The 26,268-nt window shown below is 68.0% G+C and carries 25 protein-coding genes and 1 pseudogene; 11 read left to right on the top strand and 15 right to left on the bottom strand.

Annotation, left to right across the window (positions count from 1 at the left end; all coding sequences use genetic code 11):
- Positions 1-22 precede the first annotated feature (22 nt).
- The 3 genes from CSR00_RS06445 to CSR00_RS06455 form a co-directional block, all read right to left on the bottom strand.
- Positions 23-1,222 (bottom strand): cytochrome P450, encoded by a 1,200-nt coding sequence (locus CSR00_RS06445; RefSeq protein WP_099021556.1) that lies wholly within the window; start codon positions 1,220-1,222, stop codon positions 23-25.
- 180 nt (positions 1,223-1,402) lie between these two features.
- Positions 1,403-1,960, bottom strand: a complete 558-nt coding sequence (locus tag CSR00_RS06450; protein ID WP_099021557.1) for a nuclear transport factor 2 family protein — start codon at positions 1,958-1,960, stop codon at positions 1,403-1,405.
- Between the two features lie 27 nt (positions 1,961-1,987).
- The gene (locus CSR00_RS06455) at positions 1,988-2,563 is read right to left on the bottom strand and encodes a nuclear transport factor 2 family protein (protein WP_099021558.1); all 576 of its coding nucleotides are present in this window, start codon (positions 2,561-2,563) and stop codon (positions 1,988-1,990) included.
- 161 nt (positions 2,564-2,724) lie between these two features.
- On the opposite strand from CSR00_RS06455, the gene CSR00_RS06460 reads away from it, so the two are divergent.
- From CSR00_RS06460 to CSR00_RS06470, 3 genes are all read left to right on the top strand, one after another.
- Positions 2,725-3,363: a TetR/AcrR family transcriptional regulator gene (locus CSR00_RS06460; RefSeq protein ID WP_245905868.1), complete on the top strand. Its 639-nt coding sequence runs from the start codon at positions 2,725-2,727 to the stop codon at positions 3,361-3,363.
- Between the two features lie 322 nt (positions 3,364-3,685).
- The gene (locus CSR00_RS06465; protein ID WP_141564297.1) at positions 3,686-4,693 is read left to right on the top strand and encodes a hypothetical protein; all 1,008 of its coding nucleotides are present in this window, start codon (positions 3,686-3,688) and stop codon (positions 4,691-4,693) included.
- A gap of 233 nt (positions 4,694-4,926) precedes the next feature.
- Positions 4,927-6,123, top strand: a complete 1,197-nt coding sequence (locus CSR00_RS06470; protein ID WP_099021561.1) for a cytochrome P450 — start codon at positions 4,927-4,929, stop codon at positions 6,121-6,123.
- 26 nt (positions 6,124-6,149) lie between these two features.
- Here CSR00_RS06470 and CSR00_RS06475 read toward each other — a convergent pair whose 3' ends face one another.
- Genes CSR00_RS06475 through CSR00_RS06485 form a run of 3 tightly spaced genes read right to left on the bottom strand, consistent with a single transcriptional unit; the run spans position 6,150 to position 9,018 of the window.
- On the bottom strand, positions 6,150-7,178 hold the full coding sequence (locus CSR00_RS06475; protein WP_245905872.1) for an LLM class flavin-dependent oxidoreductase: 1,029 nt from the start codon (positions 7,176-7,178) through the stop codon (positions 6,150-6,152).
- The gene (locus tag CSR00_RS06480) at positions 7,178-7,789 is read right to left on the bottom strand and encodes a TetR/AcrR family transcriptional regulator (protein WP_099021563.1); all 612 of its coding nucleotides are present in this window, start codon (positions 7,787-7,789) and stop codon (positions 7,178-7,180) included. Before CSR00_RS06480 ends, CSR00_RS06475 begins: the two co-directional genes overlap by 1 nt.
- 29 nt (positions 7,790-7,818) lie before the next feature.
- Complete coding sequence (locus tag CSR00_RS06485; RefSeq protein ID WP_099021564.1) at positions 7,819-9,018, bottom strand: acyl-CoA dehydrogenase family protein; 1,200 nt, start codon at positions 9,016-9,018, stop codon at positions 7,819-7,821.
- 209 nt (positions 9,019-9,227) lie between these two features.
- Between CSR00_RS06485 and CSR00_RS06490 the strand changes: the two genes are divergently transcribed.
- The 4 genes from CSR00_RS06490 (at position 9,228) to CSR00_RS06505 (ending at position 13,371) form a co-directional block, all read left to right on the top strand.
- Complete coding sequence (locus CSR00_RS06490; protein ID WP_099021565.1) at positions 9,228-10,109, top strand: SDR family NAD(P)-dependent oxidoreductase; 882 nt, start codon at positions 9,228-9,230, stop codon at positions 10,107-10,109.
- Positions 10,110-10,338: 229 nt separating this feature from the next.
- Complete coding sequence (gene ribB, locus CSR00_RS06495) at positions 10,339-11,418, top strand: 3,4-dihydroxy-2-butanone-4-phosphate synthase (protein ID WP_099021566.1); 1,080 nt, start codon at positions 10,339-10,341, stop codon at positions 11,416-11,418.
- A gap of 343 nt (positions 11,419-11,761) precedes the next feature.
- Positions 11,762-12,820, top strand: a complete 1,059-nt coding sequence (locus tag CSR00_RS06500; RefSeq protein WP_099021567.1) for an LLM class flavin-dependent oxidoreductase — start codon at positions 11,762-11,764, stop codon at positions 12,818-12,820.
- A gap of 17 nt (positions 12,821-12,837) precedes the next feature.
- Positions 12,838-13,371: a hypothetical protein gene (locus CSR00_RS06505; RefSeq protein ID WP_176561931.1), complete on the top strand. Its 534-nt coding sequence runs from the start codon at positions 12,838-12,840 to the stop codon at positions 13,369-13,371.
- Here the strand turns inward: CSR00_RS06505 and CSR00_RS06510 are convergent.
- Positions 13,368-14,000, bottom strand: a complete 633-nt coding sequence (locus tag CSR00_RS06510; RefSeq protein ID WP_099021568.1) for a TetR/AcrR family transcriptional regulator — start codon at positions 13,998-14,000, stop codon at positions 13,368-13,370. The genes CSR00_RS06505 and CSR00_RS06510 overlap by 4 nt on opposite strands.
- A gap of 78 nt (positions 14,001-14,078) precedes the next feature.
- Here CSR00_RS06510 and CSR00_RS06515 point away from each other — a divergent pair, with 78 nt between their 5' ends.
- Both CSR00_RS06515 and CSR00_RS06520 read left to right on the top strand, forming a co-directional pair.
- Positions 14,079-14,561: a hypothetical protein gene (locus tag CSR00_RS06515; protein ID WP_141564298.1), complete on the top strand. Its 483-nt coding sequence runs from the start codon at positions 14,079-14,081 to the stop codon at positions 14,559-14,561.
- A gap of 29 nt (positions 14,562-14,590) precedes the next feature.
- Positions 14,591-16,930: an arylsulfatase gene (locus tag CSR00_RS06520; RefSeq protein ID WP_099021570.1), complete on the top strand. Its 2,340-nt coding sequence runs from the start codon at positions 14,591-14,593 to the stop codon at positions 16,928-16,930.
- A gap of 3 nt (positions 16,931-16,933) precedes the next feature.
- Here CSR00_RS06520 and CSR00_RS06525 read toward each other — a convergent pair.
- A pseudogene (locus tag CSR00_RS06525) lies at positions 16,934-17,155 on the bottom strand (hydroxypyruvate isomerase); the annotation flags it as partial.
- Positions 17,156-17,223: 68 nt separating this feature from the next.
- Positions 17,224-17,403 (bottom strand): hypothetical protein, encoded by a 180-nt coding sequence (locus tag CSR00_RS06530; protein WP_141564299.1) that lies wholly within the window; start codon positions 17,401-17,403, stop codon positions 17,224-17,226.
- Between the two features lie 351 nt (positions 17,404-17,754).
- Here CSR00_RS06530 and CSR00_RS06535 point away from each other — a divergent pair, with 351 nt between their 5' ends.
- The gene (locus CSR00_RS06535; RefSeq protein WP_245905869.1) at positions 17,755-18,975 is read left to right on the top strand and encodes a cytochrome P450; all 1,221 of its coding nucleotides are present in this window, start codon (positions 17,755-17,757) and stop codon (positions 18,973-18,975) included.
- 16 nt (positions 18,976-18,991) lie between these two features.
- Here CSR00_RS06535 and CSR00_RS06540 read toward each other — a convergent pair whose 3' ends face one another.
- On the bottom strand, positions 18,992-19,549 hold the full coding sequence (locus tag CSR00_RS06540; RefSeq protein ID WP_099021593.1) for a TetR/AcrR family transcriptional regulator: 558 nt from the start codon (positions 19,547-19,549) through the stop codon (positions 18,992-18,994).
- A gap of 256 nt (positions 19,550-19,805) precedes the next feature.
- Here CSR00_RS06540 and CSR00_RS06545 point away from each other — a divergent pair, with 256 nt between their 5' ends.
- Entirely contained in the window at positions 19,806-20,888 is a 1,083-nt protein-coding gene (locus CSR00_RS06545) for a TIGR03617 family F420-dependent LLM class oxidoreductase (RefSeq protein ID WP_099021573.1), read from the top strand.
- Between the two features lie 19 nt (positions 20,889-20,907).
- On the opposite strand, the gene CSR00_RS06550 is transcribed toward CSR00_RS06545, so the two are convergent.
- From CSR00_RS06550 to CSR00_RS06570, 5 genes are all read right to left on the bottom strand, one after another.
- Entirely contained in the window at positions 20,908-21,402 is a 495-nt protein-coding gene (locus CSR00_RS06550; protein ID WP_099021594.1) for an SRPBCC family protein, read from the bottom strand.
- 45 nt (positions 21,403-21,447) lie between these two features.
- Positions 21,448-22,074 (bottom strand): TenA family protein, encoded by a 627-nt coding sequence (locus CSR00_RS06555; protein ID WP_099021574.1) that lies wholly within the window; start codon positions 22,072-22,074, stop codon positions 21,448-21,450.
- 10 nt (positions 22,075-22,084) lie between these two features.
- Positions 22,085-24,304: a 6-phosphofructokinase gene (locus tag CSR00_RS06560; protein ID WP_099021575.1), complete on the bottom strand. Its 2,220-nt coding sequence runs from the start codon at positions 24,302-24,304 to the stop codon at positions 22,085-22,087.
- 413 nt (positions 24,305-24,717) lie between these two features.
- Positions 24,718-25,029 carry a hypothetical protein gene (locus tag CSR00_RS06565; RefSeq protein WP_099021576.1) on the bottom strand — a complete coding sequence of 104 codons (312 nt, stop codon included), beginning with the start codon at positions 25,027-25,029 and terminating at the stop codon, positions 24,718-24,720.
- Between the two features lie 307 nt (positions 25,030-25,336).
- A partial coding sequence (locus CSR00_RS06570) for an acyl-CoA thioesterase (RefSeq protein ID WP_218014429.1) occupies positions 25,337-26,268 on the bottom strand: 932 nt, incomplete at its 5' end.

Here is a 26,268-nt window from a genome sequence, read left to right on the forward strand (position 1 = left end):
TAGCCCGGTGCGCCGCAGTCGGTTACGGTGTCACCTGCACCGGCACGTGTGAGTACCCGGCAACGCTGGTCATTCGCACCCGGCGCAGAGCATGTTCGTCCACGTCGAACTCGGGCATGAGGTCCAGCAGGCGGTCCAGCGCAATCGAACTCTCCAGACGCGCCAGCGCGGCGCCGAGGCAGGAATGGACCCCGTAGCCGAAGCCCAGGTTCTGGGCGACGGTGCGGTCACGGTCGATATCGAAGCGGTCGGCGTCGGGAAATGCCTCCTCGTCGCGGTTGGCCGACCCGATGAGCAACAACACCGCCTTGCCCGCGGGGATCGTGGTGTCACCCACCGTGACGTCGCGGCGCGTGCAGCGCACGTCGTACTGCACCGGCGGGTCGTAACGCAGGACCTCCTCGATGGCGGCGGGGATCTTGCTTCGGTCGGACCTCAGCGCCCGCCATTGCCCGGGGTGACGGGAGAAGTGCACCACGGCGTTTCCGACCAGCTTGGTGACGGTCTCGGCGCCCGCGCCACCCAGCAGCGTGCAGAAACCCGCGATCTCGATGTCGTCGAGCCGGGTGATGCCGTCGTCACGCTCGATATCGGCGGCGATCAGCCCGCTGATCATGTCGTCTCCGGGCTCGGCGCGGCGCTCCTGGATCAGGTTGAAGTACAGCATCGCGGTCTTGAGTGCGGCATCCATACCGGCTTCGCTCATCGCCATCTGGCCGGGCTGGCGCTCGAGCAGGGTGTCGAGCCACAGGCGGATCTGCTGGCGGTTCTCGGTGGGCACTCCGAGCATCGTCGTGATGATCTCGACCGGAAACAGTGCCGAGAACTCGGCGACGACATCGAACTTCCGAGGGTCGACCGCCGCGAGGTATCGATCGACGGTGTTGCGAACCAGAGTCTCCTGAGCCCGAATGGCCCGCGGTGTGAAGACCTTGTTGACCAGGCCCCGCATGCGGCGGTGATCCGGTGGATCCATGGAAATGATGGACTGCTGAGCCTTCTCGCCCGACAACACCTCCTCGAGCATGGTGCCACTGGCGGACGAGAATGCCTCGTGGTCCTTGAATGCCGCGGCAACATCCCGGTGGCGGGTGAGCGCGTAGAAGTCGTACTTCTCGCTGTAGTAGACCGCCGCCTCGGCACGCATGTGCCGGTAGGTGTCGTACGGGTTGTCGAAGTATTCCACCGAGAACGGGTCGAAGCCTGCCTGTATCGATGCCATCGCTGGTCTCCTGCCCTCATGCTCGACGGCGCCAACGGCCGTGCCGGTGTTCCGTGCTCGTGGACATCCCGGGGCCGCGTTCCGGAAAATCACTCTACGTTAGTAGAGTGTGGCTGGGTGCCGAAATCGGTAATTTTCTGTGGGAACCAGAGTTTGGCGGTACGGCGGGTGCCAGTGTGGTCAATCCGGCGGAGCCGGATTGTGGGGGCGGCGGTGGTTGGTCAGCGGGCGCCGATAGGACGGATCGCTGCGATCGCGAGCCGGCGTGCCGTTGAGCGAGATGTCGGCAACTTCGGAGAATGGGAGAGGCATGCTGGGCACCATTCCCGACCATTCGATCAGGTTGGTGCGCAGCGCGATCAGCCAGCGGCCGGTTCGGCGTTCGAGTCGGTCGAGATAGCGGCCACCGGCGATCCAGTTCGTCTCGTCACGGTTTCGGGCGGTGAACAGGTAGTAGGTTTCGCAGTGGGCGGTGTCGCCGTCGATGTCGCAGGTGTGATTGAGCAGGTTGTGCTGTGTGGCGACCTGGCCCTCTTCGTGCATCCGCCGTGCCCACGCGTACAGGTCGGCGGGGCCGCCGACGAAGTCGCCGGCGGCGATGACGGCGTCGGGGTGGAAGGCGGACAGGAACAGGTCGCGATCGAATCGATCCATACCGCGACTGAACCGGGTCAGGCAGTCGCTGATGTCCTGGCGGTCCAGCAGGTAGCCGATCCGCGACATCCGGTCGGTGTCCAAGGCAACCTCCTGATTGAGCCGGTGCTGTCAGTGCGTGTCGTCGGTGGTTCCGGGTGCGCCGCCGCCGCCGAGGAACTGCTCGCTCGGGTCCGCGGTGGCGCTGCCGGCGTACCCGCGGGTGTCGAACGGCATGCCCATCAGGCCGGTCGACCAGTCCACGGAATCCCCGAGCTCCTGAAACCAGTCGTAGACCATTACGCGGTGGGTGATGCGCCACTGGCCGGCGCGTTTCGTCATCCGGTCCAGGTAGCGGCCGCCGATCATGCTGTCGCGGTGACCCGCCGGGGTGGCGACCCGGTGGTAGGCGAGCACATGGGTTTCGACGCGGGCGACACCGGCGGACGGCTCGATGAGGCTCTGGCCCAGAACGTGCTGGGTGTTGGGGATATCCGGGGATCCGGGAACGACCCAGGCAAGATAGTCATCGAAGGATCCGGTGAAGATCCCATGGTCGACGGTGGCGTCCGGCCAATACGCGCCCGCAATCAGTGCGGCGTCGCGACGGTCTTCCCCGCGGGCCAGCCGAGCCAGGCAGTCCCGGATCCGCTCGCGGTCAAGCAGTTCGGACAGACCCGGATCGCTCGGTGCGCTGTGCGCGGTCATATCGGATGTCCCGCGGCATGCGGCATTGCAGTCTCCAACGTTGCGGTGGGAACCGGGATGAGCGGCCGGAACCGCCCGACCTGCCCATCAACTTGCTGATCGTAAAGTAAACCACCCGGAGTCCGGAGATACGACCGATTCGATGTCGCATCGGCTATTTTTTGTACGATCGACAAATAATTCAGGCTGCCGTTGCGGTGCTGGATACGGGCAAGCGTTCGACGGGAGGGGACATGACCGCAGAAGCTGCCGGTACGACCGGGTGGCCGGCATCCACCCGGCGGCGGCTGCTGAATGCCGCGATGGTGCTCTTCGGCCAGTACAGCTTCGCCGGCACCTCACTGCAGATGATCGCCGACGAGCTCGGCCTCACCAAGGCGGCGATCTACTATCACTTCCGCACCCGGGAGCAGTTGCTGCTCGCACTGATGGATCCAATCCTCGAAGAGATCGGTGCGGCGGTGGAGGCCGCGGGCGAGAGGAACGGTCCCGCCGCCCGTGCCGAGGCGATGCTTGCCGGATACGCCGCGGTCGTCGCCAAGAACCGTGCCGTTGCCGCCATCACGATCTTCGATCCGGGTGTCCGCGCGGTCTTACGCAATCACCCCGAATGGTCGGCCGCGATCGACCGGCAACTGGCGCTGTTGGCGGGGACCCAGACCTCGGTCGCCGGTTCCATCAACGCCATGGTCACACTGACCGGGCTTGCCGGTGCCGCCGCGAGCGCACCGCACGGCCTCGATGACGAGACCCTGTGCGCACACCTCTTCGACGTCGGTCGGCGGACGCTGGGGTTGTGATCCTCACCGCGGGGCCGGCGCGTGGGCTGTCCGGCGACCTCCGGCCACGGGTGTCGGGGCGCGCCCCTGGCAAACATGAATCGTGAATTCTCCCAAACTGGTGGCGCACTTCGGCCATTGATTTTCTTGGGACTTGGGCTGCAGGGAAAGGGGCTTTATGCCCGCCCGTATGGCTTCACAAAGGGCCTTACGATCGACCGGAGATTATCGGCTGAGGTAAAGGATCGCTGCGATGATTGTCGACAACCCCGAGGTCACACTGGACGAAGACGGCCACGGCATTCCCGCCGAGGCCGGCAGAACCGCATTCCTGGACTGGTTGGTGACATTCGTCGCCGACGGCGACGACGGGCGCCGTTACTGGTTCGGTTGTTCACCGCTCTCGCTTGCTCTCGAGGACACCGACATGTGGCATGTCGAGGTCGGGTCCGACACCGGACAGGTCGTCCAGATCCCAGGCTCGATCTATCGGCTGGCCGACTTCCCCCAGACGGCACGTACCGGCGGGCAGCGTTGCCCGCGTGGGGCGCTGAAGGTGCAGCGGTTTGCCGACCGTGTGTCGGTCGATCTCGGTGATTTCCATCTCGTGTGCAGATCCGACCACTCCTGGCACTATTCGTTGGAGGACGAGAAATCCGGCATCAAGGCCGAATTCGTGCACCAGGGGCGGGGCTACCCAACCTGGTACGGGAAGGACACGCCGTCGGTGCTCACCCAGCACAGCATCGCCTACGGCTACAACTGGTCGGGGAGAGTCGAAGGCACAATCACGATCGACGGCCGCACGGTCCGCGTCGCCGGCAAGGGAATCCGGGAGCGCTACTACTCGGTGGACCAATCCGCCGCGGAGATCGGGGGCTGGGAAGACTGGGCCTGGTTCCACTTCGATGAGGTGTTCGGCAGCATGTACGAGATGCGACTGGGCAGTAAGGACATGTCGCTGAACATGGTTGACGAAGGCCAGTATTTCCCGGCCGGAGACTTCACCATCGAGCACCATGACTGGGCCTATCTGCGTCCACTGGGTGCATTTATTCCGACTCGTTACGTCGTCACGATGGAAACCGGAGCCGGGGTGCTCGAGTTCACCGCACGGGCCGTAGGCGCTACGACCTGGGGTGTGGGCGACAAGGTGCCCGATACTCCGGTCGTCACGTTGAATTGGGACGCTCTGGAGGGCGTCTTCACCTACGCCGATGGCCGAACAAGGCCGCTCACCAACGGTAGGGGCGGCACCTCGATCCGGCTGTGGAAGCCCTACCCGAGCATCTTCGCGCCGGAACTCGGCGGGCCCGCGGGGTCGGAAGGTCCGCGACTGTCGACACTTTGACCCGGGAGGGGCCACCTCTGACCCCACAGTGTGGGCACTGTGGAGTGATCGTTGCCAGCCGGGGTCCGCCTTGGTCGATCGCCTAGGAACGGTGGGGTAACGCTTGCCCGAATAGCCGCTTACTCGCTAAGGTTCGGTTAGTCGTATGACTAACATGCGACTAGCCAGTGGCTCGCACTCCGAGCCGAGGCCGAGGATGCAGTGCTGACCTTGACACCCGAGGGAGATCGACCGTGGCGGTGATGAGTCCGAGCGAGCTGTACTACGACCCGTTCGACCGGGGTATCGACGCAGATCCCTATCCGGTGTATCGGCGGCTCCGCGAGGAGGCGCCGCTCTATTACAACGAGAAACACGACTTCTACGCGGTGAGTAGGGTCGGCGATGTCGAACGGGTGCTCTCCGATGACGAGACCTTCATCTCGGGCCGCGGCGCGATTCTCGAGTTCATTCGCGCCGACATCCCGATGCCCCCGGGGATGTTCATCTTCGAGGACCCGCCCATTCACACGCGGCACCGCAGGTTGCTCGCCCGTGTGTTCACCCCGCGACGGGTCGCCGAACTGGAACCCAAGATACGTGCGTTTTGTGCGAGGAGCCTGGATGCCGTTGTCGGGTCGGGTCGGCTTGACTTCATGGCCGATCTGGGCGCGCAGGTGCCGATGCGGACGATCGGGATGTTGCTCGGAATACCCGAGGCGGACCAGGACGGACACCGGCAGGACACGGACAAGAGCTTGCGCACGGAGTCGGGCGAGCCGATGGACCCTCAGGACGGGTTCGGCAGTGGCGAGTCGTTCGCCGAGTACATCGACTGGCGTGCCGAGCACCCCTCCGACGATCTCATGACCGACCTGTTGAACGCCGAGTTCGAGGACGAGGACGGCACGGTTCGCTGTCTGACGCGTGCCGAAGCCCTGACCTACACCTCGCTGCTCGCCAGCGCCGGCAGTGAGACGACGGGACACCTGATCAGCTGGAGCGCCAAGACGCTGGCCGATCATCCGGACCAACGACGCGAGCTCGCCCGGGACCCGTCACTGATCCCGGCGGCCGTCGAAGAGGTGCTGCGCTTCGAGCCGCCCGGGCATCAGTTCGCGCGTTACGTCAACAGGGATGCCCGGTTGCACGGGCAGACGGTGCCGGAAGGCAGCGTCATGCTCTTCCTGATCGGCTCGGCCAACCGCGACGAAAGTCGCTTCCAGGACGGTGAACGTTTCGACATCCACCGGAAGTACGTCAAGAGTCTCGCCTTCGGAGTGGGCGCCCACTACTGCCTGGGAGCGGCGCTGGCGCGGTTGGAGGGCCGGATCGCTCTGGAAGAGATCCTGAAACGCTTTCCCGAGTGGCAGATCGACACCGAGAACGCCCGGATGGCCTCCGCGTCCATCCTGCGGGGATGGGATTCGTTGCCCGCCTTCATTCCCTGAGGGCGTGGGTACGGCCGGGAACCAGATTAGGTAGCACGAAAGTGCGGGATGACATCCCGGGCGAACAACTCCATCCCGGCGCGGATCCGGTCGGAGGGCATGCCGGGGAGCGCCGTAGCGGCGACCAGATGGGTCAGGCGTGACTGCGAGCGGTACGTCTCGATCTGGTCGATGACGTCCTGCGCGCTGCCGACCAGCATGTCCTCGCCGAAGAAGTCCATCGACTGCCTGCTGATGATCTCGTCGACCGTGGGGAGTGCCGACAGGCCGGCCGTCTCGCCCCTGGCTTCGCAGGTCCACTGCAGGTAGCCCGCGGCCATGTATCGCAACGGGCGGGCCGCGATCTCCCATGCCTGGGCGCGGGTGGGCGCCACGTAGGTGGGAATCGTGGCGGCGACGTGGAAGTCGCGCGGGTCATGCCCGTTGGCGCGGAGAGCGTCGTCGTAGAGCTTCGCCGATCCCGGGCCGCCGCTGAGGAAGTGCGCCCCCATGGTGGCCGCGCGTGCAACGGCTTTCGGTGCCGTCCCACCCACCCAGATCGGGGGGTGTGGCCGCTGGAGCGCGGGAGGGGAGATCCGGATCTCGCGAAGCGTGTTGTACTTTCCGCTGAATGTGACGGTCTCGCCCGACAGCAGCCGCCGGACGATGGGGAGGCTCTCCTGCATTCGGCCGGCGCGCTCGCGGGCGGGGACGCCCTGGTCGTCGAACTCCGCCCGCCGGTATCCCAGGCCGACCCCGAGATCGAACCGTCCCGAGGAGATGAGGTCCAGCGTGGCGGTGTCCTCGGCGACCCTGACCGGGTTGTGCAGCGGGAGCAGCAGCAGGAATGTGCCGATGCGGAGGCGGTTCGTGCGCGCCGCGATGGCGGCGCCGATCGGGAACAGCGACGGCGAGTACCCGTCGTCGACGAAGTGGTGCTCGGTGAGCCACGCCTGGTCGAATCCCATCCGTTCGGACTCGACGATGAGATCCAGCTGGGAACGGTAGAACTGCGCCCAGGGCTCCCGGCTGTCCCCGGGATTCCGGAACGGCCACAACAACCCGAACTGCAGCATCACCGTCGCACCCGACGTCGCCCCACTCGTCGCTTCCCTTCGAATTCGGTGATCAGCCGCTCGACGACGGCCACTGCCTTGGCATGGCCGAGGTCCAGTCCGTAGGTCTGCTCCTCGCCCATGAACCGGGCTATGCCGTCCATGAACAACATCACGGCTTCCGGCGGCCACTTCTCCGTGTCGAGCTCGTACCTGGCGAGGATCTTCGACAGCCCCTCGAACTGCAGGCGCCGGAACTGAATCGAGAAGTCCATCATCTCGTCCATGACCACCTTGTGGTGGTTGCCGAGTGCGAGGAACTCCAGGACGAGGGCGGTGTTGGTCTGGTCGCGGATCGCGTCCCACAGGGCCCACAGCGGTTGCGCCGACGCCAGCGCGTCGGCCTGCCGGCCGAGCATACGGGCCGCGCTGCGCCGGAAGACCTCGACGAACAGGTTCTCCATCGGCCCGAAGTAGTAGTAGACGAGCCCGGGGTTGACGCCCGCCTCGGCCGCCACCCTGCGCGACGTGACGGCCGCATACCCCTCCCTGAGCATGAGCTGCTCGACCGCATCGAGCAGTGCCGTCCGGGCGTCGGGTTCTCCTGCATCGTTGGGCCGCTTTGGTGGCATTAGTGCAACGTAGCCCACCGTGCGCACGGCTACGTCATTCGTGCGCCGGGGTCACCGGGAGCCAGACCCATCCCCAGCAGCCAGCGCGCGTAGCGGTCCATCATGACGTCGTACTCACCGTGAACCGCGTGCGTGGTCAGCATCGCGATGTCGGCCGACATCCTGCGCAGGTGGTTGTCCGAGCGGTAGCCGCTCGACCCGTTGCCGTCCACGAGTTCCCGCAGCGTGTCGCGCGCCGTCTGCAGGATGGTCGCGCCGTGCAGTCCGGAGTCGGCCTCCTCCTCGAGTGTCTGCGGTGTCCCGCGGAGGGCGATCTCGATGGCCTCCTCCGTCGAGGCGTCGAGAACCAGGTGCATGATGCGCGCCGTCTGGTATGCGCTCACCCAACGCATCCGGGCCAGCGGGCGGTCGATTCGCCTCGGGCTGTTCACGCCGGCCGAGCTGAAGAGCCGTTCCCTGGTCATCTCGACCGCGGCATCGAGTGCGCCGACATGCAGTGCCGAGATCGCCGACTTCAGCACCGAGAAGGGCATGCGCATGACGTCCTCGTCGTGGAACACGCCGTCGTGGTCGGTTGCCGACATCATCTTCCCGAACGGCATCGCCCAGGTTTCGGGCACCAGGGCGTCCTTCGCCTCGATGGTGACGCTGCCCGTGGCGGCCATCGCCGCCACGTCCCAGTCGTCGAAGACCTCAAGCTGTTCGCGGGGAACGATCGCCCAGTACATCTCGCCGTCGACGAGCACCGGCACCAGCGCGTGGGAGGCGTGCAACATGCCCGTCGCGTATCCCCAGCGACCGCTGATCCGCAGGGCCCCGTCGGCGCGGACGGCCGAACCCGGCGATGACAGGATGGCGGCCGTCCGGACCGAGGCGCGGTCGGCGAACAGTTCCTCCTGTACCTCGCGTGGGTAGCGGCACAGAAACCAGTTGTGCAGGTTGTAGAAACCGGTGACCCACGCCGTCGAGACGTCTCCCGTGGCGGTGATCTCGACGATCTTGTTCAGCTCGTGGGGCCCCAGTCCGGCACCGCCCCACCGCTTGGGCACGACCACCGAGAACAGGCCGGCAGCCTCCATGTCGTCGACGAGTTCCTCGTCCAGCCGGCCGGCCAACTCCATCTGCCGCGCAAGCTGCCGAATCCGCGGAACGAACCCGCGGGCCGCATCCACGAGCAGGGCGGTCGGCGCCGACTCTTCACTGCCCGAGACTCGGTCGACGACCGTCATGTTGATCTCCCTCGGTGTTAGTCGATTGCCTAATAGTTAAACATACCGACGCGGCCGTCTCCGATGCAAGCGTGGGTGTGGCCGGCGGCGGGGACCGGGGACGCCGGATTCGTCATGTGGTGGAATCGAGTTCCCGGCGGTCTGTGTCCCGACCCGATGGGTGATGGTCGCGGTGCCGACCAGTGATACGTGGAGAGGCGAGAATCGAGATGACAACGCTGGCAGGAAAAGTCGCGGTGGTGACGGGCGCGAGCCGGGGGATAGGCAAGGGGATCGCCCTGGCGCTGGGCGCCGAGGGTGCCACCGTGTACGTGACGGGGCGCACCGTCACCGACGAGGCGGGCTCGCTGCCGGGCACAGTCGGAGAGACGGCCGCCGAGGTGGCGCGGCGGGGCGGTGTCGGGGTGGCCGTGCAGGTGGACCATGCGGACGACGCGCAGGTGGCCGCCCTGTTCGATCGGGTCCTGCACGAGCAGGGCAGGGTGGACATCCTGGTGAACAACGCATTCTCCCTGCCCGAGGACCTCACCGATCCCAAGCCGTTCTGGGAGAAGCCCTTGAGCAACTGGGAAATGGTCGACGTCGGCGTGCGCTCGAACTTCGTCGCCGCCTGGCATGGGGCGAGGGTCATGGCCGCGCAGAAGTCCGGACTGGTCGTGGCGATCTCCGGCTATACCGGGGTGACCTACACCTACGGTGTCATCTTCGGGATGTGTAAGACGGCCGTGGACCGGATGGCTCACGACATGGCGGTCGAACTCGAACCCTTCGGCGTCGCCTCGATCTCACTGTGGCAAGGCCTGACCCTGACCGAACGCGCACAACGCAACCTTGCGCACGCACCGGAGATGAGGGCGTCCACGGTGACCAATCCCGCGGGTGCGTGTTCGCCGGAGTTTCCCGGACGGGTGATCGCGGCACTGGCCTCCGACCAGGAGGTCATGAGGTTCTCGGGCGGCACCTTCATCACCGCCGAGCTCGCCGAGCAGTACGGAGTCACCGACATCGACGGCCGGGTCATCCCCTCGCTGCGCGCGCAACGGGGATCCCCCATCTGGCGCCCGATCTCCGAGGCCGGCCCGGGACGGTGACCGGAAGGCGGTCGGCGATGCCGGGCGCCAGGCGTGTCGTGGAACGGGTTGCCTCGGCATCCGGTGACCCGGTATCTTTTGTTTAGTCATACGACTAAACTATCGGCCCGAAGCGGCGGCGGCCGCCGGGTCGCGGAGCGTTCGTGCGGCCGTCCGGTCTCGAAGTCTCCCGGATGCACGGGCCGGGTCGCGCGGACCACCGACCATCGAGTGAGGATGACCGACCGTCATGACCGCGTACAGCGCTGATGCTGATGCTGATGCTGATGCTGATGCCGATCATGGTCTGGCGGCGGTCGACGAAGCGCTCGATGCCCTGCGTGCGGGACGTCTGGTGGTCGTCGTCGATGATGCCGATCGAGAAAACGAAGGCGACTTCGTCCTTGCCGCGGAACATGTGACTCCGCAGGCCGTCAACTTCATGGCGACGCACGGCCGTGGGCTGGTGTGCGTCCCGATGCGGACCGATCGGCTCGACGCACTGGGCATCCCCCCGGCCGTCGCGCGCAACACCGATCCCAAGGGAACGGCGTTTCGGGTCTCGGTCGACCACGCGACGATGACGACCACGGGGATCTCGGCCACCGACCGCTCGAATACGATCCGCGCGCTCATCGATCCGGCCAGCAGACCGACGGATTTCACCCGGCCGGGACACGTGTTCCCGCTTGGATACACCGAGGGCGGTGTGCTCGCGCGGCCCGGACACACCGAGGCTGCCGTGGACCTCGTCCAGATGGCCGGGCTCGTTCCCGCCGCCGTGATCTGCGAGATCTGCAGCTCCGACGGCGAGATGGCGCGGCTGCCGGAACTGCTGGCTATCGGCCGCAGGCGGGGTCTGCCGGTGTTGAGGATTGCCGACCTGATCGAGCGCCGGCGAAGCGAGTGCAGCAGGGTGAAGCGGATCGGAGATGCTCGGCTGCCCCTGGCTGTCGGCGTTTTCCGCGCCGTCGGGTTCGTCGACGGCGCCGGTCGTGAGCACATGGCATTGGTCATGGGCTCCCTCGACGCCGGTGACCTTCCGTTGGTCGTGATTCACACGGAGTGCCTCCTCGGTGATGTGTTCGGGGCCGGCCGGGAGCAGTTGCAGCACTCCCTGTCCCGGGTGGCCGAACACGGCTCCGGGGTTGTCGTGTACCTGCGTGACGCCCAGGGGCCGGGCGACCCAGCGAGCCTGTCGGCTCGAGCGCTTGGCGATCATGACAGGGAGGTCGCCGCCCGGATCCTGGCCGACCTGGGCGTACGGGAGAAACGGATGCTGATGGCGGGATGGGCCAATCCCCCTCTCTTCCAGGCCAGTACTGCCTGATAGCGGGGCGACGAGAAGGCCGGGCGCCGCCCCGTCGGCGGACCCCGGCGCGTTTCGGGCGGGATTCGGCGGCGATGTCGCAGACGTGCTGTGGGCGTACGCACTGCGGAACCCGGATGGCGCGCGCGTGCGTGAAGCTGGGGGTTGCCTTGTCGGCGGCGGTGTGGGTATCGTCCACGATTAGTCGAGTGACTAACATGCCGCCCTGGGTCGGCGGGAACGATCGGGAGGGACAGGTCTGCATCGTCGAGCCCGCTCCCTCCGGGTAGTGCAGGACAATGACGTGCCACTTGGGCACGCCGGCCGTCAACGATGGCCGTCAATCAGACTGGGAGACGAAATCATGCGGGTCGGAATGCATCTGGGATATCAGAATCTGCACGGTGCGCCCGACGTCGAGACCTTCATGCAAGAGACCAAGCTTGCGGTCGAGGCGGAAGCGATGGGTTTCGACTACGTCGGACCGGTCGAGCACCATTTCACCGACTACGCGGCTTGCCCGGATCCGTTCCAGGTGTTGAGCTACGTGGCGGCCAAGACGAGCACCATAGACCTCATCACCGCGGCGGTTATCCTGCCCTGGAACAACCCCCTGCGCGTGGTGGAGCAGTTCATCGAGTTGGACATCCTCTCCGAGGGGCGCGTCATCATGGGGATGGGTCGCGGCGCGGCGCGTCGGGAATTCCGTTCCTTCGGAGTCGAATTGGCAGATTCCCGGGAGATGTTCGATGAAGCCGCCCTGATCATCATGGAGGGCGTCGAGACCGGGATCGTCGAGGCGGACACGAAGTGGTACACGATTCCGCGCTCCGAGATCCGGCCGCGTCCGTTCAAGTCGTTCAAGGACCGCACCGTGATGGTGAGCATGTCGCCGTCGTCGGTCGAGGTGGCTGCCAACTACGGGCTGAAGACCCTGCGCTTCTCGCAGGGCGACTGGCGCAACGCCATACCGGAGATCGAGCATTACCGGGAGACCTTCGACAAGGTGCACGGCAGGCCGGCGCCGCCGTTCATCATCTCCGATTTCGTTCTGTGCTTCGAGGATCAGCAGAGGGTGACCGAATATTGCGATTCGTACTTCGCGAAGATGTTTGCCACGGTCGCCAACCACTATGAGTTCATGAGCGACCACTTCAAGGAATTGCCCTCCTACTCGACCTATGCCTACATGGGGCAGGCCGCCGAGGCCGCGGGCGGTCCGGACAAGGCCTATCGGGACTACATCGCGGGGAACATGATCGGTACCCCCGAGGCATTGGTGGAGCACCACCGTATTCGCCAGGAGATGGTGGGTGACTACGAGATGCTGGCCAACTTCAGCTGGGGCGGCATGCCGTACGAGTACGTCTACGAGCAGCTGAAGCTGTTCGCCGACAAGGTCATGCCCGATCTCAAGGGATGATCTCCTACCGGCTCGATGTGTTCGCCGACACCGTCGACGAGGTGGTGCGGTGTGTGGGGGGTTGGGTGTTCGATCGGTCCATGGCCGGTTGGGTGGTGACGGTTCTGTTGCCGATGAGGCCCGGCGACGATCTCAGGCCGCTGCGGATTCTCGGCGCCGGCGCCGTGGATAGGGACTCGGCGCTCGGTGGGCCGAGCCGGTGCCCGGCCGCGGTGAGCGTCGCCGCGCAGGTCTATTCCGTTGATCGGGTCCGTGCCGACATCCGCCGGTCTGTCGAGGCCGGGGCGGTGGAGGCCACCCTGTGGGGCGAGCGCTCGGGCCCCGCATCGCCGGCGCCCCTGCCTGTCGTCCGGCATGGATTGTCCTTGGCCGCCCGCAGTTTCAAGGCGCATGCGCTGGCTGCTGCGCGCCGGGACCCGATAGCCGTCGGCCCCGTGGCGGTCGACCCGGCGGCGGTCGACTCCGTTGAGGTGTTCTCGGTGCTGGCGTCTCACCCGACCGCGGGTCCAATAGCGCGGCCGGCGGGCGTTACGGCGGGACAGCCGGACTAGAGCGGTCTCCGGACGATGTCGAATGCCTGATCGATCAGGTCGGCCGCACTGGCCTGGGCGTCCGGGCCGTGCAGGCCCAGCTGCCAGCGCCGGATCCCCGCGCTGCGTAGCGCGGCCACCGCGCAGCGCGCCCAGACCTGGGTCCTGAACTCCTCCTCGGGCGGCAGCGGTGTGCCCTCGCGCACCCGATCGGCGAGCGCGTCGGCGATCTCCTGCTCGAACCGCAGCAGCAGCCCGGGGGTCGACTTCTCCAGCTTCGGTCCGGGGGGACCGTCGTGGAACAGCCAGGACAGGTTGGGTTGCGCCTCCTGGAGCCGGCCCGCCAACACGAAGAACGCATTCTTGACCGCGTCCAGCGGATCCTCGGTGGCCGGACGCCGCCGGATCTCGGTGCCCAGCCGCGGCAGCCACTCCTCGATGTCCTTGACCAGCAGCGCTTCCTTGCCGGAGAAATAGCGGAAGAAGGTGCGTTCGGTCACGCCGGCGGCATCGGCGATGTCCTTGACCGTGGTATCGGCGTATCCGCGGGCGTCGAAGAGTGCGTCGGCCGCGGCCTGGATGGCGCGGCGGGTGGCGATCTTGTGCGCCTCGCGCTTGCCGACGTCAGCGGTCATGGAGGAACCGGTCATGGAAGAACTATGACAGCCCGCCCAATCGGACGCGCAAGAATATTGTCATGACTGACACATTGGGCTAATGTGTCAGTCATGACAGATTTGTGGCGCAGAATCCCGCGCACTCTGCTGATCCGGCTCGCCTACCTCGTCGTTGGGCTCAAGTTCGGATCGCTGTGGCTGGTCCAGGGTGAGGGCTCGCCCTGGATCCATGCGCTTCGCCTCGTCGTGCTGATGGCGGTAGTGATGACGGTGGCCGAAGTCGTCCGTCGCTGGGCCGCGCGCCGGGGGCGGCGGGTCAACCACCACGCCCTCGGCCGCTTCCTGCTGGCCAAGCTCGGGGTCGTCGCGCTGGCCGTCGCGGCGGGCCTGCTGCTGCAGGACTGGTTGGCCAACGCCAACGTGTGGGTGGGGCTGGGCCTGGCCGTCGTGGTCGCCGTCGCGGGTCCGCTGATCCATCCCTGGTTGGTCCGGGCGGCCGATGAGTCCGAGGACGACCCCGTCGACATTCAGGTCGACACTCAGGCCGACACTCAGGTCGACACCCCCGCCGCGGCCGCGCTCGCGGTCGCCTGACGGATCTCGCAGAGAAGGAGACGCTTCCCATGGAATTTCAGGGCACGATCGCCGAGGACATCCGTGACTCCGTTCCGGACTGGGCTCCCTACCGTGCCCCGGAGGCGCCGGAGGGTGCGCCGAACGTGCTGTACCTGCTGTGGGACGACACCGGGATCGCCACCTGGGACTGCTTCGGTGGCCTGGTCGAGATGCCGAACATGAAACGCATCGCCGACCGCGGAGTCCGGCTCACGCAGTTCCACACCACGGCGCTGTGCTCACCGACGCGAGCCGCCCTGCTGACCGGCCGCAACGCCACCACCGTCGGGGTGTCCTCGGTGGTGAACATGACGCAGGGCTTCCCCGGGCAGAACGGGCGCATCCCCGCCGAGACGGCGCTGCTGTCCGAGGCGCTCTCGGAGCGCGGCTGGTCGACCTACGCGGTCGGCAAATGGCACCTGGCGCCGCCGGAGGACTGCCACGCCGCGGGGTCTCGCCGATACTGGCCGCTGAGCCGGGGATTCGACCGCTACTACGGTTTCCTCGACGGCATGACCGACCAGTGGTATCCGAACCTGGTCAGCGACAGCCGGCCGATCGACCCGCCGGCCACCCCGGAGCAGGGCTACCACCTGTCCAAGGACCTGGCCGACAACGCCATCGGCTTCCTGCGCGACCACCGCGCCAGCGCACCCGACAAGCCCTGGTTCCTCTACCTGTGTCCCGGGGCCGGACATTCGCCGCATCAGGTCGCCCCGGAGTGGGCCGACCGCTACCGCGGCCGATTCGACATGGGATACGAGCGCTACCGCGAGATCGCGCTGGCCAACCAGAAGGCGCTTGGTCTGCTCCCCGAGGACACCGAGCTGTCCGCGATGAATCCCTACGCCGAGTCCACCAGTGCGGAGGGTCTGCCGTGGCCCGACCACGACGTCGTGACTCCGTGGGACGCACTGTCCGACGACGACAAGCGGGTCTCGTGCCGGATGGCCGAGGTGTTCGCCGGATTCCTCAGCTACACCGACGCGCACATCGGCCGGATCCTCGACTATCTGGAGGACACCGACCAGCTGGACAACACGATCGTCGTCGTGATGTCCGACAACGGTGCCAGCGGCGAGGGCGGACCGTCGGGGACCCTCGACGAATTCGTGCCCCTGACCGGTGGCGTGGCCGCAACCCCGTCGCTGGACAAGATCGGCGAATTCGGGGGTCCCGCAACCAAGATGAACTACTCCAACGGGTGGGCGATGGCCTTCAACGCCCCGTACAAGCTGTTCAAGCGCTATGCCTCCCACGAGGGCGGCATCGCCGATCCCTGCATCATCTCCTGGCCCGACGGGATCGCCTCTGCCGGTCAGGTGCGTGACGCCTACACTCACGTCGCCGACATCACCCCCACGGTCTACGAGCTGCTGGATATGGACCCCGCGGCCTCAATCGGGGGAATTGTCCAGAAGCCCCTCGAGGGTGTCAGTTTCGCTGCAGCACTGAGGGATCCGGGAACGCCGACGGGAAAGCACACCCAGTTCTACGCCATGATGGGCACCCGGGGGATCTGGCACGACGGGTGGTTCGCCAACACCGTGCATCCGCCGACGGGGCTCGCGCCGCGCGGCTGGTCGCGTTTCGGCGAGGACCGGTGGGAGCTGTACCACATCGAGGCCGACCGCAGCCAGAATCACGATCTGGCCGCCGAACACCCCGACAGACTCGACGAGCTCAAACAACTCTGGCATGCAGAGGCCCTGCGGTACAACGGGTATCCGCTGAACGACCTGAGCGTCGGTGAACTCGTGGCGCGCGGCACGGTCGGCACCGCGGGGTTGTCCGCGCAGGCGGTGTTCTACCCCGACACGCCGGCCGGCCACACACCGATCGCCGGGCTGATCCAGGGGCGCTCGTTCACCATCCGCGCGGCGGTGTCCATCGAACGGCCCGACGCGCACGGTGTGCTGTTCTCCCAGGGCAGCCGTTCGGGCGGGCAGGTGCTCCATCTCGCCGACGGCCGGCTGCGCTACACCTGCAACCTCGCCGGACGCGAGCAGACCGTCGCTTCGAGCGGGCCGATCGAGGTGGGGCGCAGCGTCGTCGCGGTCAGCTTCACCCGCACCGGTGTGGGCGAGGGGCCGCTGCAGGTCGTCGGTGATGTCGTTCTCACCGTCGACGGTCGTGAGGTCGGCGCTCTCACCGGTGTGAAAATGGGGGTTCTGGACTCGGTGCAACGGATTTCGGCCGGGCGCAGCGTGGCCTACTCGGTATCCGCGGACTACGCCTCGCCCAACGCTCTTCGAGGTGGACGGCTCGAACGGGTGACCGTCGAATTCGCCGACGGCGTCGGCGTCGACGCCCAGTCGGTCGTCGACGCCGCGTTCGCGCGGGATTGAGGCCTACCCGTCGAACGCGGCCCGAAACGCCTGCAGCGCCGCGGCGCTGCAGGCGGCGACGTAGGCCTCCAAGCCGACGGTGCCCCGGTAGCCGCGTTCGCGCGGTGCCCCGGCCACCTCCGGGTAGTGGATCTCGCCGGTGCCCGGCTCACACCGGCCGGGAACATCGGCCACCTGGACCTCGCCGATGGCGTCGCCACAGCGGCGCACCAGCTCGATGAGGTGTGCGTGCCGCACCTGGTGGTGCGCGGGTCTACCGCGCCGCCCCGGTGATCCGCTGTCGCGCGGCGGGCTCAGCGGGCCTGAAACCGCTGCACGACCGCATCGTGGGTGGTGTCGGCGGCCGGCGCGCTCTGGTACGAGGGATGCCTGCGCATCGCGGCGGCGAGCTCCTGGGAACGTCGCTGCGCCCTGCCCCAGGCGGGGTGGGTTTGCAGGGAAATGACCGTGGCGCCGGTGCTGTTCGTTGTCATCATCAGCGTCCTCCCGCTGAATTCGTGGCCAGCATCTGAGCTGTGCCACCTAACTCATGAGTGTGCTCGACCAACCTGAGCAGGACCTTTGTCGTAAGCCGTGAACTTGATAAGAAGTGCCCCGGGGCAACTTCGGCCAAACCCGTCGGCGTCGTCGCCGGGCGGCCCGGGCGCCGGCCCGCACCCGGACCGCCGGATTCTCGTTGTGAGAATCAGAGAGCGCCGTGTTGACCGTAACGGACCAGGTCAAGGCGACCCGTTGAGAAGTTGACCCTCCCGTTCGTGGGCACAGTGATGTCACGTTCGCCGGAAGGCGTTGACCTCGCCCGAGCCCGGGTCCAGCCTGACCTGGTGCGAACCCCGACGCTGGATCCCGCCGAGTTTCTCGGTGCGCAGGCCATCCAGGATCCCTACCCCCTGTACAAGCGGCTGCGTGAGCGGGCGCCGGTGCACCGGATCGGCGAGTCGCACTTCTACGCGGTGGTCGGCCGGGACGCCGTCGGCGAGGCGATAGACCGTCCCGGGGATTTCTCGTCGAACCTGACCGCGCTGATCACCTACACGCCCGAGACCGGCCTGGTGTCCTACCCGATGGACCGGGTCGGCGGCGCCACCCAGGTGCTGGCCACCGCCGACGACCCGGCCCACGCCGTGCACCGAAAACTGCTGGTTCCCCAGCTGGCCGCCAAGCGGGTCCGGGCGACCGAGGCGTTCATCGTCGACACGTTCGACGGGCTGTGGGAACGGGGACTGCGCGGCGGCCGGATCGAGTGGATGGGTGCGCTGGCCGACCGGCTGCCGATGATGATCGTGCTGCGTCTCATCGGTGCACCCGAGGACGACGCCGAGCGACTGATCGAGTGGGCCTACGTGACCACCCAACTGCTGGACGGACTGCGCACCGCCGACCAGATGGCCGTGTCGGCCAGGGCGGCCGCGGAGATGAGCGCCTACATCCTCGACCTGCTGCGGTCGACCCCGGCCGCGGCCGCCGGGGCGAGCCTGGCCGGGGAACTGGCCGCCGCGATCGCCGACGGGCGCATCGACGAGCCGACGGCGCTGCCGATGATGCTCACGCTGTTCAGCGCCGCCGGGGAATCCACGGCCGCCCTGCTGGGTTCGGCGATGTCGATACTGGCCACCGTCCCCGGGCTGCAACGGCGGCTGCGGGAGCGTCCCGAGTTGCTGACTCCGTTCATCGAGGAGACCCTGCGCTTCGAGTCGCCGTTTCGTGGGCACTACCGCCACGTCCTGGCCGACACCGAACTCGGTGGGATCCGCCTGCCGGCCGGCGGACGCCTCCTGCTGCTGTGGGGCGCGGCCAACCACGATCCCGAGCACTTCGACCGCGCCGACGAGTTCCGTCTGGATCGCGCGGACACCAAGGGCCATCTCACATTCGGCAGGGGTGCGCACTTCTGCGTCGGCGCGGCCCTGGCACGGCTGGAGGCCGCGACGGTGCTGGCGAAGGTGCTCGAGCGGACATCGTGGATCGAGGCCGCCGAGGTGGGACCCTGGCTGCCCTCCATCCTGGTCCGCAGACGGGCTCACCTGCAGCTGACGGTGCGCTGAGCGGACACGCGGATGCTCAACCGGGGGCGTCGAAGCCGGGCCCGAAGAACCGCTCGAGCATCTCGTGTTCGAGTTCTGCGGGCGCCACGGGCCAGCACCACAGGGCGAGCACGACGTGGATGAGCCACTGCGCGGCCGCCGGATCCGTCGTGGTGGCTCCGGCCATCTCCCCGGCCAATCCGGTGATCACCGGCGAAGCGGTAACCCACTCGTCGCCGTCGGGTGAACGCACCGCGGCCCGCATGAGCTGTGCGAGGGGTTCGGCCCGCATCCGCTCCAGCGCCACCTCGACCGCGACGACCATGCGTTCGGATCCCGTTCGTCCCTCGATCGCCTCGCGCACCGCGCCGACGACGCGCGCCGACATCCGCAGCACCACCGCCTCGCGGATCGCCGTCTTCCCGCCGGCATGGCGGTAGACCGTCGCCGGTGAGCAATGCACCTTGCGGGCCAGGGCGTCGATGGTGAACCTCTCGAACCCGCGGCGGGCGATCATGTCGGCAGCGGCGGCGTAGATCCGTTCGGTGGCCACCGAGGCGCGGTCGTCGCCGACCAGCCAGTCCCGTGCGGGCATCGACATCTCCTCCTTCCCGGCTCCTCCTTCGCGGCCTGCCTCCCGCGCAGCGGGTCCCGGTCCGGACAGCAGAGCGGAATCAGGTCACCATCCTGTCACCCGTCCCCTCGGCGACCCGGCCGAAACCCGGCCAAAATCCACCGTCGAGGCGGCATGGTTCCTACGCTGTGTACCTGGCGGACCCCGCTGTGTCACTTGCGGACCCCGCGGGCGTGGCCGCAATCGGCCGCAGCTCCGGCGCGATGGAGGTTGTCGGATGCAGGTAGTGGCCTCGGCGCCGGCCCGGATGGGGCCCGCCCGGATCGGCGACTGGGCGGCGCGGGTCGAGCGCCTCGGGTTCGACGTCCTGCACGTCTCCGAGACCGTCCACGACCCGTTCACGGTCGCCGCGCTGGCGCTACGGGAGACCGCCCGGCTGGTCGTGCGGACCAGCATGGTGGTGGCGTTCCCGCGCAGCCCCATGATCACCGCCTACGCGGCCTGGGATCTGGCCGAGTACTCCGGGGGCAGGTTCGAACTCGGGATCGCCTCCCAGGTACGGGGAAACATCGTCGGGAGGTTCTCGGCCGAGTGGTCCGATCCGGTGTCACGCCTGGGTGACTACATCGGCGCACTGCGCACGATCTTCCGCAGTTTCCAGACCGGTGAGCCGCTCGATCACGTTGGGCCGCACTACCGGTTCGATCGCCTTCAGCCCTATTTCAATCCCGGACCGATCGACACGCCCGCACCACCGATCTGGACCGGCGCGGTCAACCGGCGGATGTGCGCCATGGCCGGTGAACTCGCCGACGGATTCGTCTGTCACCCCACGACGTCGCATCCACGGCTGCTGCACTCGCTCATCCTGCCGGCGCTGGCGCAGGGGGCCGCCCGCGGCGGGCACGGCGACCGGCCGCCCGCGGTGGTCGCCAACCCGCAGCCGGTGGTCGCGGCGAGCCGAGCTGACCTGGAGGCGGAACGTGAACGGCGCCGATCGGAGCTGGCGTTCCTCTACAGCACCCCGGCCTACCGCCGCCAGCTGGAGACCTTCGGCCTCGCCGATCTGGCAGACCGGCTCGCTGCGACGGCGCAGCGCTCGGAGTGGACGGCGCTGCCGCATCACCTCACCGACGAGGTGATGGCCGTGTTGGTGCCGGAGGGCACCCACCGCGAGATCGCCGACCTGCTCACCGAGCGCTATTCGGGCCTGTGCACCGGACTGGTGTTGCCGGTGCCGACCGATCCGGCGCACGACGGCGCGCTGGCCGACCTCGTCGAGCGCTGCAGGCGGATCCCACCCGCGGCGTCGGCGGCCGCGGGTGCCGGGGGCGCCGACGGACCGGCGCCGGGCCGGTGAGGCGGGCCGGTGAGGACTGTCACGACGCGGCCGCGAAGTAGCGCTGCCCTTCGGCGGGAATCCGGCCGAATCCGGCCTTCACGGCCGGCGCCAACAACCTGAACGGCCCGGCCAGCGCACTTCGGGCCGCCAGGGCCACCGTCCAGGTGAACCGGGTGCCGGCACCGTCGGCCTCGACGACGTAGTCCTCGGCGAACCGCCGGAACAGCGGCAGCGACGACTCGTACACGCAGAACGAGTGTCGGTGTCCCTCCTCCCAGCGGAAGTACCGTTCCCGCAGGGTGGCCCCGCCGGGAGCGACGACGTCCCGGGTGGTGCCGACCCCGAACGGCCGGGGCGAGGTCCAGGTGACCCGCTTGATCGAGGGACCCCACGCCGCCAGTGACTCGTCGGAGGTCAGCGATGCCCAGACCTGCTCCGGGGACGCGTCGAACCGCTTCTGGTAGCGGAAGACATGAGGGGCGTCGGCCAGGAAGGAGGCGTCGGCGCTCTCCAGCGGGTACCAGCGCGTCATGGCGACCATCATCGCAGTCGACGCGTTCGGATGCGCGGGGTCGGCTCAACCGTTGAGCGCGGACTCGAAGAAGTCGAGTTCCAGGCCCATCGCGCGACGGTAGGCCGTGCTGATGGCGGTGGTGTCGGGGGCGTGCTGGTCGAGCAGCCGTTCCAGCCGTGCGGCCAGCGCCTCGAAGGCCGGATCGGCGTAGGTGCGCACCCACTCGCCGTAGGGGCCGGCGGTGTCGGCGTCCAGTGCGGCGCCCAGCCATGCGTAGAGCCGCATACACGGGGTCATCGCGGCGAAGACTGTGCCGGGTCCGGCGGTGCCCGCGGTGGCGAGCAGGAACTCGGTGTAGGCCAGCGTCGCCCGGGTCGGTGTCACAGCGGACATGTCGATGCCCCAGCGGGCGGCGTAGGAGGTGTGCAGGCCCAGCTCCTCGCTCACCCCGGTGATCAGGTCGGCCAGGGTCAGCAGCGTGGCGGTGTCGGGACTGTGGGCCAGAGCGAGTGCGTATGCGCGGGCGAAGGATTCGAGGAAGAACGCGTCCTGGGCGACATAGCGGGCGAACACCGCGCGGTCCAGGGAACCCGCGCCGAGCCGGGCCACGAACGGGTGGGCGCGGGCGGCGGCCGCCAGGTCGGCGTTGTCCTGCCACAGCCGGGCCGAGAGGGTTGCCGAGGGACTCACCGCCGCGACCCTACCCGCGCATGATCTGTGCCAGCTCCCGGCGTTCGCGCCACCGCTGCTCGACGGGCCGCTGGACGCGGTTCTCGATGAGCGCCGGGTAGGACGTCAGGTCGGTGAATTGCAGCCTGCCGGACTGGAATCCGATCATCGCGCTGGCGCGCCCCCCCGCCTCCAGCTGGTCGGAGAGGAACTCCACGCAGCGTGCGGTCAGGCTGGTGGCGTGGATCCGGTCGAACGGTGACGGGTCGCCGCCCTCCTGGATGTGTCCCAGCGCAACCTGGCGGGCGTCGAACAGGTCGCCGCCCTCCTTCTCGAACAACGAGGTGATGAACCATGTGTTGTAGACGGGGTCGGCGCCCTCGCTGCGGATGATCAGGCCCAGCCGCTTGCCCGAGCGGAATCCCTCGGCGAAGGCGTGGATGTCGGAGGTCAGGTCGTCGAGTGTGATCCCGTCCTCGGGCATGTAGATCCGCTCGGCGCCGGAGGCGATCCCGCTCAACAGTGCCAGGTATCCACAGTCGTTGCCCATGACCTCGACCACGACGACGCGGCGGGTGGCCACCGCGGCCTGCCGGATCTTGTCGACGTCGGAGACGATGTTGTTCAGTGCGGTGTCGCTGCCGATGCTCAGTTCGGTGCCGGGAACGTCGTTGTTGATCGTCATCGGCATACAGACGATCGGGATGTCCAGGGCCGGGTACTGCTCCCGGTTCCGGTGCAGGGCGTGGGCGGCGGCGTAGCCGCTCCACCCACCGGCCATCAGCAGCCCGTCGATGCGGTGTGCGGCCAGCTGCTCGGCGATCTGGCCGATGGCGTCGCCGCTGGGCACATAGCGGTTGGTGCCGATCTCGGCGCCGCCGTCGGACACCCACCCGCTGACGTCCATCCAGCCCATCTCCTGGACCTCGCCGCGGCGCAGTCCGCGGAACCCGTTCCTGACCGCCAGAACGCTGTAGCCCCGGTCCAGGCCGAGCCGGACGGCGGCCCGCAGGGCGGTGTTCATCCCCGGCGCGAGGCCACCGCCGTGTACCACGGCGATCCGGAAGCGCCGCCGGCCCGCCGGGGTGGGCCGGGGGGCGGCCTGCTGCACGGTCTGCAGAATCTTGTACGACTGCCGGAAGCTGCCGCCCCGCAGCAGCATCGCCCCCTCGTAGTCGCGGGCCTTGATGCGCTCGGCCACGGCATGGGTCTGTTCCACGCATTCCATCAGCGGTGAGGTGACCACCCGGTTGCCCTTGAGTCCGATCAACTGCGCGGGGGCGTGCGGTTCGTCGGTGAGCAGACGCTCGACGGCGGCATGGCCCAGCAACGTGGCCAGGTACCGGTCGAACGCGCTGGGGGCGCCGCCGCGCTGCACGTGGCCCAGGGTGGTGATGCGGGTGTCCTCGCCGAGGTTCTCTTCGAGCAGGCGCCGGATCTGTTCTGCGGTGATCGGGTTGCCGTCGCAGTCGTGGGCGCCCTCGGCGACGACGACCACGCTCTGCCGGCGTCCGATCGTCCGTCCGGCCTTGATGTCCCGGCACATCTGTTCGGCCCAGCCCTCGGCCGGCGGCTGTTCGGGGATGAGCACCCAGTTGGCGGCGGTGGCCAGCGAGGCCATCAGCGCCAGGTAGCCGCAGTGGCGGCCCATCACCTCGACGACGAAGGTGCGCTGGTGGCTGGACGCGGTGCTGCGCAGGGCGTCCATGGCCTCGACGATCCGGTGCAGGGCGGTGTCGGCGCCGATCGTCATGTCGGTACCCGACATGTCGTTGTCGATGGAGCCGACCAGCCCGACCAGCCGCAGGAACGGGTGGTCGTCGGCGGTGCTCTGGTCGATCTCGCCCGCGGCGACCAACTCGGCGACCAGCCCCGACCACTCGGAGCGGAACTCGTTGGCGCCGGTGAGGCTGCCGTCCCCGCCGATCACCACGAGCGCGTCGATGCCACGCTCGAGCATGTTGCGCACCGCCGCCCGGCGGCCCTCGCGGGTGCGGAACGCCTTGCAGCGTGCGGTGCCGATGGAGGTGCCGCCCTTGTGCAGGATGCCGTCGGCGTCGGTGGTCTCCATCCGCTGGATCAGGTCACCGCCGTCGACCAGCCCCTGGTAGCCCTCGTGGATGGCGTACACGTCGATGTCGTGGTGCAGGGCGGTGCGGATCACCGCCCGCACGGCGGGGTTCATCCCGGCGGCGTCGCCGCCGCTGGTGAGGACGCCGATGCTCGATGGCGGGGCTGGGGTTTCAGACATGCCGCTGACCTGCGCGTGGACGGCTCGGAGGCGAATCTGTGCATCTCACCGGGATCGCGTGTCCTCGAAATCGTGGTTGGTCGTGGGGCTGTCGTGTCGTAGGAGAAACCAAGTTCGCTTGGCGCTGCGGATATGAGCATTGCGTCCCCACCCAGACAGCGCAACCGCACCCGTGGCGGCATGCCACCGCGGATGCGGTTGGTGCAGGTTGGCGCCGGGGCTCTGCCGCGGCGGTGTTTGTGGACGTATTCGGCCAAGGTCTTGAGCCGGGGCGTGAGACATCTGGTGCATCAGACGCAAAGGCGTGCTCGTCCCCGGCGAACACGCGGAAGACCGTCCTGCCAGGTCTCGTGAAGGTCGTAGAAGCCCAGCGCACCCAGGCCGGCGGCAGGCCGCCCCCCGCACCCGGGGTGCTAGCTGACCTCGACGGTCACGGGGGTGTAGATCGTCTTGTCGACGTAGCGGTCCAGGGCCTGGTCCCGGACCCACTCAGTGATCGCCTTGCCGGTGCGAATGTCGGTGACGTGGGCTTCGTCGAGGGGGACGTCGTTGGGATTGTCGATGTCGACCAGGTAGCCCTGATCTTCGAGGTCGGCGACGATGTCGTCGACGCTCCGGTCGGTTCCGGCGGCGCCGGCCGGTCCGGCCAGACCCAGTGCGGCCAGCCCGAGTACGGTCGAGGCGAGCCCGGTGCCGATTATTCCGGCAAATCCTAGATTCTTCATTTTCGTATTGCCTGCTCTTCCCTGCGTCGGTGGGTGAGAGCCGTGGAGCGTGTCACGCGGTGTCTCTCGTGGTGACCGGAACCCGCGCTGCGAAGCCCGATCTGCTCGGTTGAACCGGCACGTCAAGTGGGATATTCCGGTGGCCGGATTTGATCGGTCGGTGGCAGTAATCCGCCGCCGGCGACGGGCTGATCCGCGGTACGGGCGGCGTTTCGGCCGATGCGTGTTACCTCGTCCGGGTTCGGCGTGTCTCGGTTGCCGCCGCTTCAGCTAACAGTGCCGAGGGGCTCGAGTCCGCACGCCCGGGCTAGAAGATGGTCTTCTGCCGGCCCCGCGGGTCCTGCCCGGCGGGGAAGGCGCGGAGCAGCGCGTCCTGGACGAACGAGGCCACCAGCCGGCCGTCCTCGGTGAACACCTGCCCTCGGCCGTAACTGCGCCCGCCGCCGATCACCAGGGCCTCGTGGTCGATGAGCAGCCAGCCCCGGGCATCGACGTCGTCGTGGAACGACAACGACTGGGTGAGCACGCCGGTGGAGACCTCCACGTGGGCCATCGCCTGCCCGAGGTTGGGATGCGGGCGCATGGCCGTCGCTATCAGCCAGCCGTCGGTGGCGTGGGCGACGAGCGCCCGATGCAGCCCACCACCGTGCGTTCCGTCCGGAGCGGGGGCGTCGGGAAAGCGCACCCACAGCTGCAGGCGCGCGGGCCCGGTCAGGGACGGATCCTGGACGTCGACACCACCGACCACGATGGTCTGCGGGGCGGTGAGCGGATGCGGGCGGGCCGCGGCCACGTCCGGCGGCTCGACCTCGGGCATCGGGACCTGGTGGCGCACCAGGTCCGGCTCGGCGACATCGAGAAGCACCAGCGAGCGCGCGCAGATCCGGCCGCCCTGAACGAAACTCACCGTGGCATCGGCGACCGTGCGGCCGTCGTGCAGTGCCTCGACCTCGATGTCGACCGGCCCGGCGAACGTCACCCCGCGTGCGAACAGCGTCTGGACCGACCGCACCCGCTTGTCCGGGAACCGCCGGGCGGCCGCGACGACCGCCTGGCCCAGCAGCTGCCCGCCGAAGACCACGCCGCGTCCCTCGGTGAAGTGCGACGCGCGCCAGGTGCCCGGGCCCGACTCGGTCAGGGTGAACGCCGCGGTCAATTCGGCCTGTAGCTCGGCCGCCCGGCGGTTCCCGGACAAGCGGGTGCGGTCGGTCCAGGCGGCTGGCTCTGATACACCTCTGA

It is taken from the genome of Mycolicibacterium palauense (genome assembly GCF_002592005.1).
Taxonomy (GTDB): Bacteria; Actinomycetota; Actinomycetes; order Mycobacteriales; family Mycobacteriaceae; genus Mycobacterium; species Mycobacterium palauense.

What these genes read in the sequence shown, in the direction of transcription:
- CSR00_RS06445 (WP_099021556.1), bottom strand. Translation starts at nt 1,222, where the DNA reads ATGGCATCGATACAGGCAGGCTTCGACCCGTTCTCGGTGGAATACTTC.
- CSR00_RS06520 (WP_099021570.1), top strand. Translation starts at nt 14,591, where the DNA reads ATGGAATTTCAGGGCACGATCGCCGAGGACATCCGTGACTCCGTTCCG.
- CSR00_RS06500 (WP_099021567.1), top strand. Translation starts at nt 11,762, where the DNA reads ATGCGGGTCGGAATGCATCTGGGATATCAGAATCTGCACGGTGCGCCC.
- CSR00_RS06475 (WP_245905872.1), bottom strand. Translation starts at nt 7,178, where the DNA reads ATGCTGCAGTTCGGGTTGTTGTGGCCGTTCCGGAATCCCGGGGACAGC.
- CSR00_RS06480 (WP_099021563.1), bottom strand. Translation starts at nt 7,789, where the DNA reads ATGCCACCAAAGCGGCCCAACGATGCAGGAGAACCCGACGCCCGGACG.
- CSR00_RS06515 (WP_141564298.1), top strand. Translation starts at nt 14,079, where the DNA reads ATGACAGATTTGTGGCGCAGAATCCCGCGCACTCTGCTGATCCGGCTC.
- CSR00_RS06530 (WP_141564299.1), bottom strand. Translation starts at nt 17,403, where the DNA reads ATGACAACGAACAGCACCGGCGCCACGGTCATTTCCCTGCAAACCCAC.
- CSR00_RS06455 (WP_099021558.1), bottom strand. Translation starts at nt 2,563, where the DNA reads ATGACCGCGCACAGCGCACCGAGCGATCCGGGTCTGTCCGAACTGCTT.
- CSR00_RS06565 (WP_099021576.1), bottom strand. Translation starts at nt 25,029, where the DNA reads ATGAAGAATCTAGGATTTGCCGGAATAATCGGCACCGGGCTCGCCTCG.
- CSR00_RS06560 (WP_099021575.1), bottom strand. Translation starts at nt 24,304, where the DNA reads ATGTCTGAAACCCCAGCCCCGCCATCGAGCATCGGCGTCCTCACCAGC.
- CSR00_RS06550 (WP_099021594.1), bottom strand. Translation starts at nt 21,402, where the DNA reads ATGACGCGCTGGTACCCGCTGGAGAGCGCCGACGCCTCCTTCCTGGCC.
- ribB (WP_099021566.1), top strand. Translation starts at nt 10,339, where the DNA reads ATGACCGCGTACAGCGCTGATGCTGATGCTGATGCTGATGCTGATGCC.
- CSR00_RS06490 (WP_099021565.1), top strand. Translation starts at nt 9,228, where the DNA reads ATGACAACGCTGGCAGGAAAAGTCGCGGTGGTGACGGGCGCGAGCCGG.
- CSR00_RS06540 (WP_099021593.1), bottom strand. Translation starts at nt 19,549, where the DNA reads ATGCCCGCACGGGACTGGCTGGTCGGCGACGACCGCGCCTCGGTGGCC.
- CSR00_RS06510 (WP_099021568.1), bottom strand. Translation starts at nt 14,000, where the DNA reads ATGACCGGTTCCTCCATGACCGCTGACGTCGGCAAGCGCGAGGCGCAC.
- CSR00_RS06485 (WP_099021564.1), bottom strand. Translation starts at nt 9,018, where the DNA reads ATGACGGTCGTCGACCGAGTCTCGGGCAGTGAAGAGTCGGCGCCGACC.
- CSR00_RS06545 (WP_099021573.1), top strand. Translation starts at nt 19,806, where the DNA reads ATGCAGGTAGTGGCCTCGGCGCCGGCCCGGATGGGGCCCGCCCGGATC.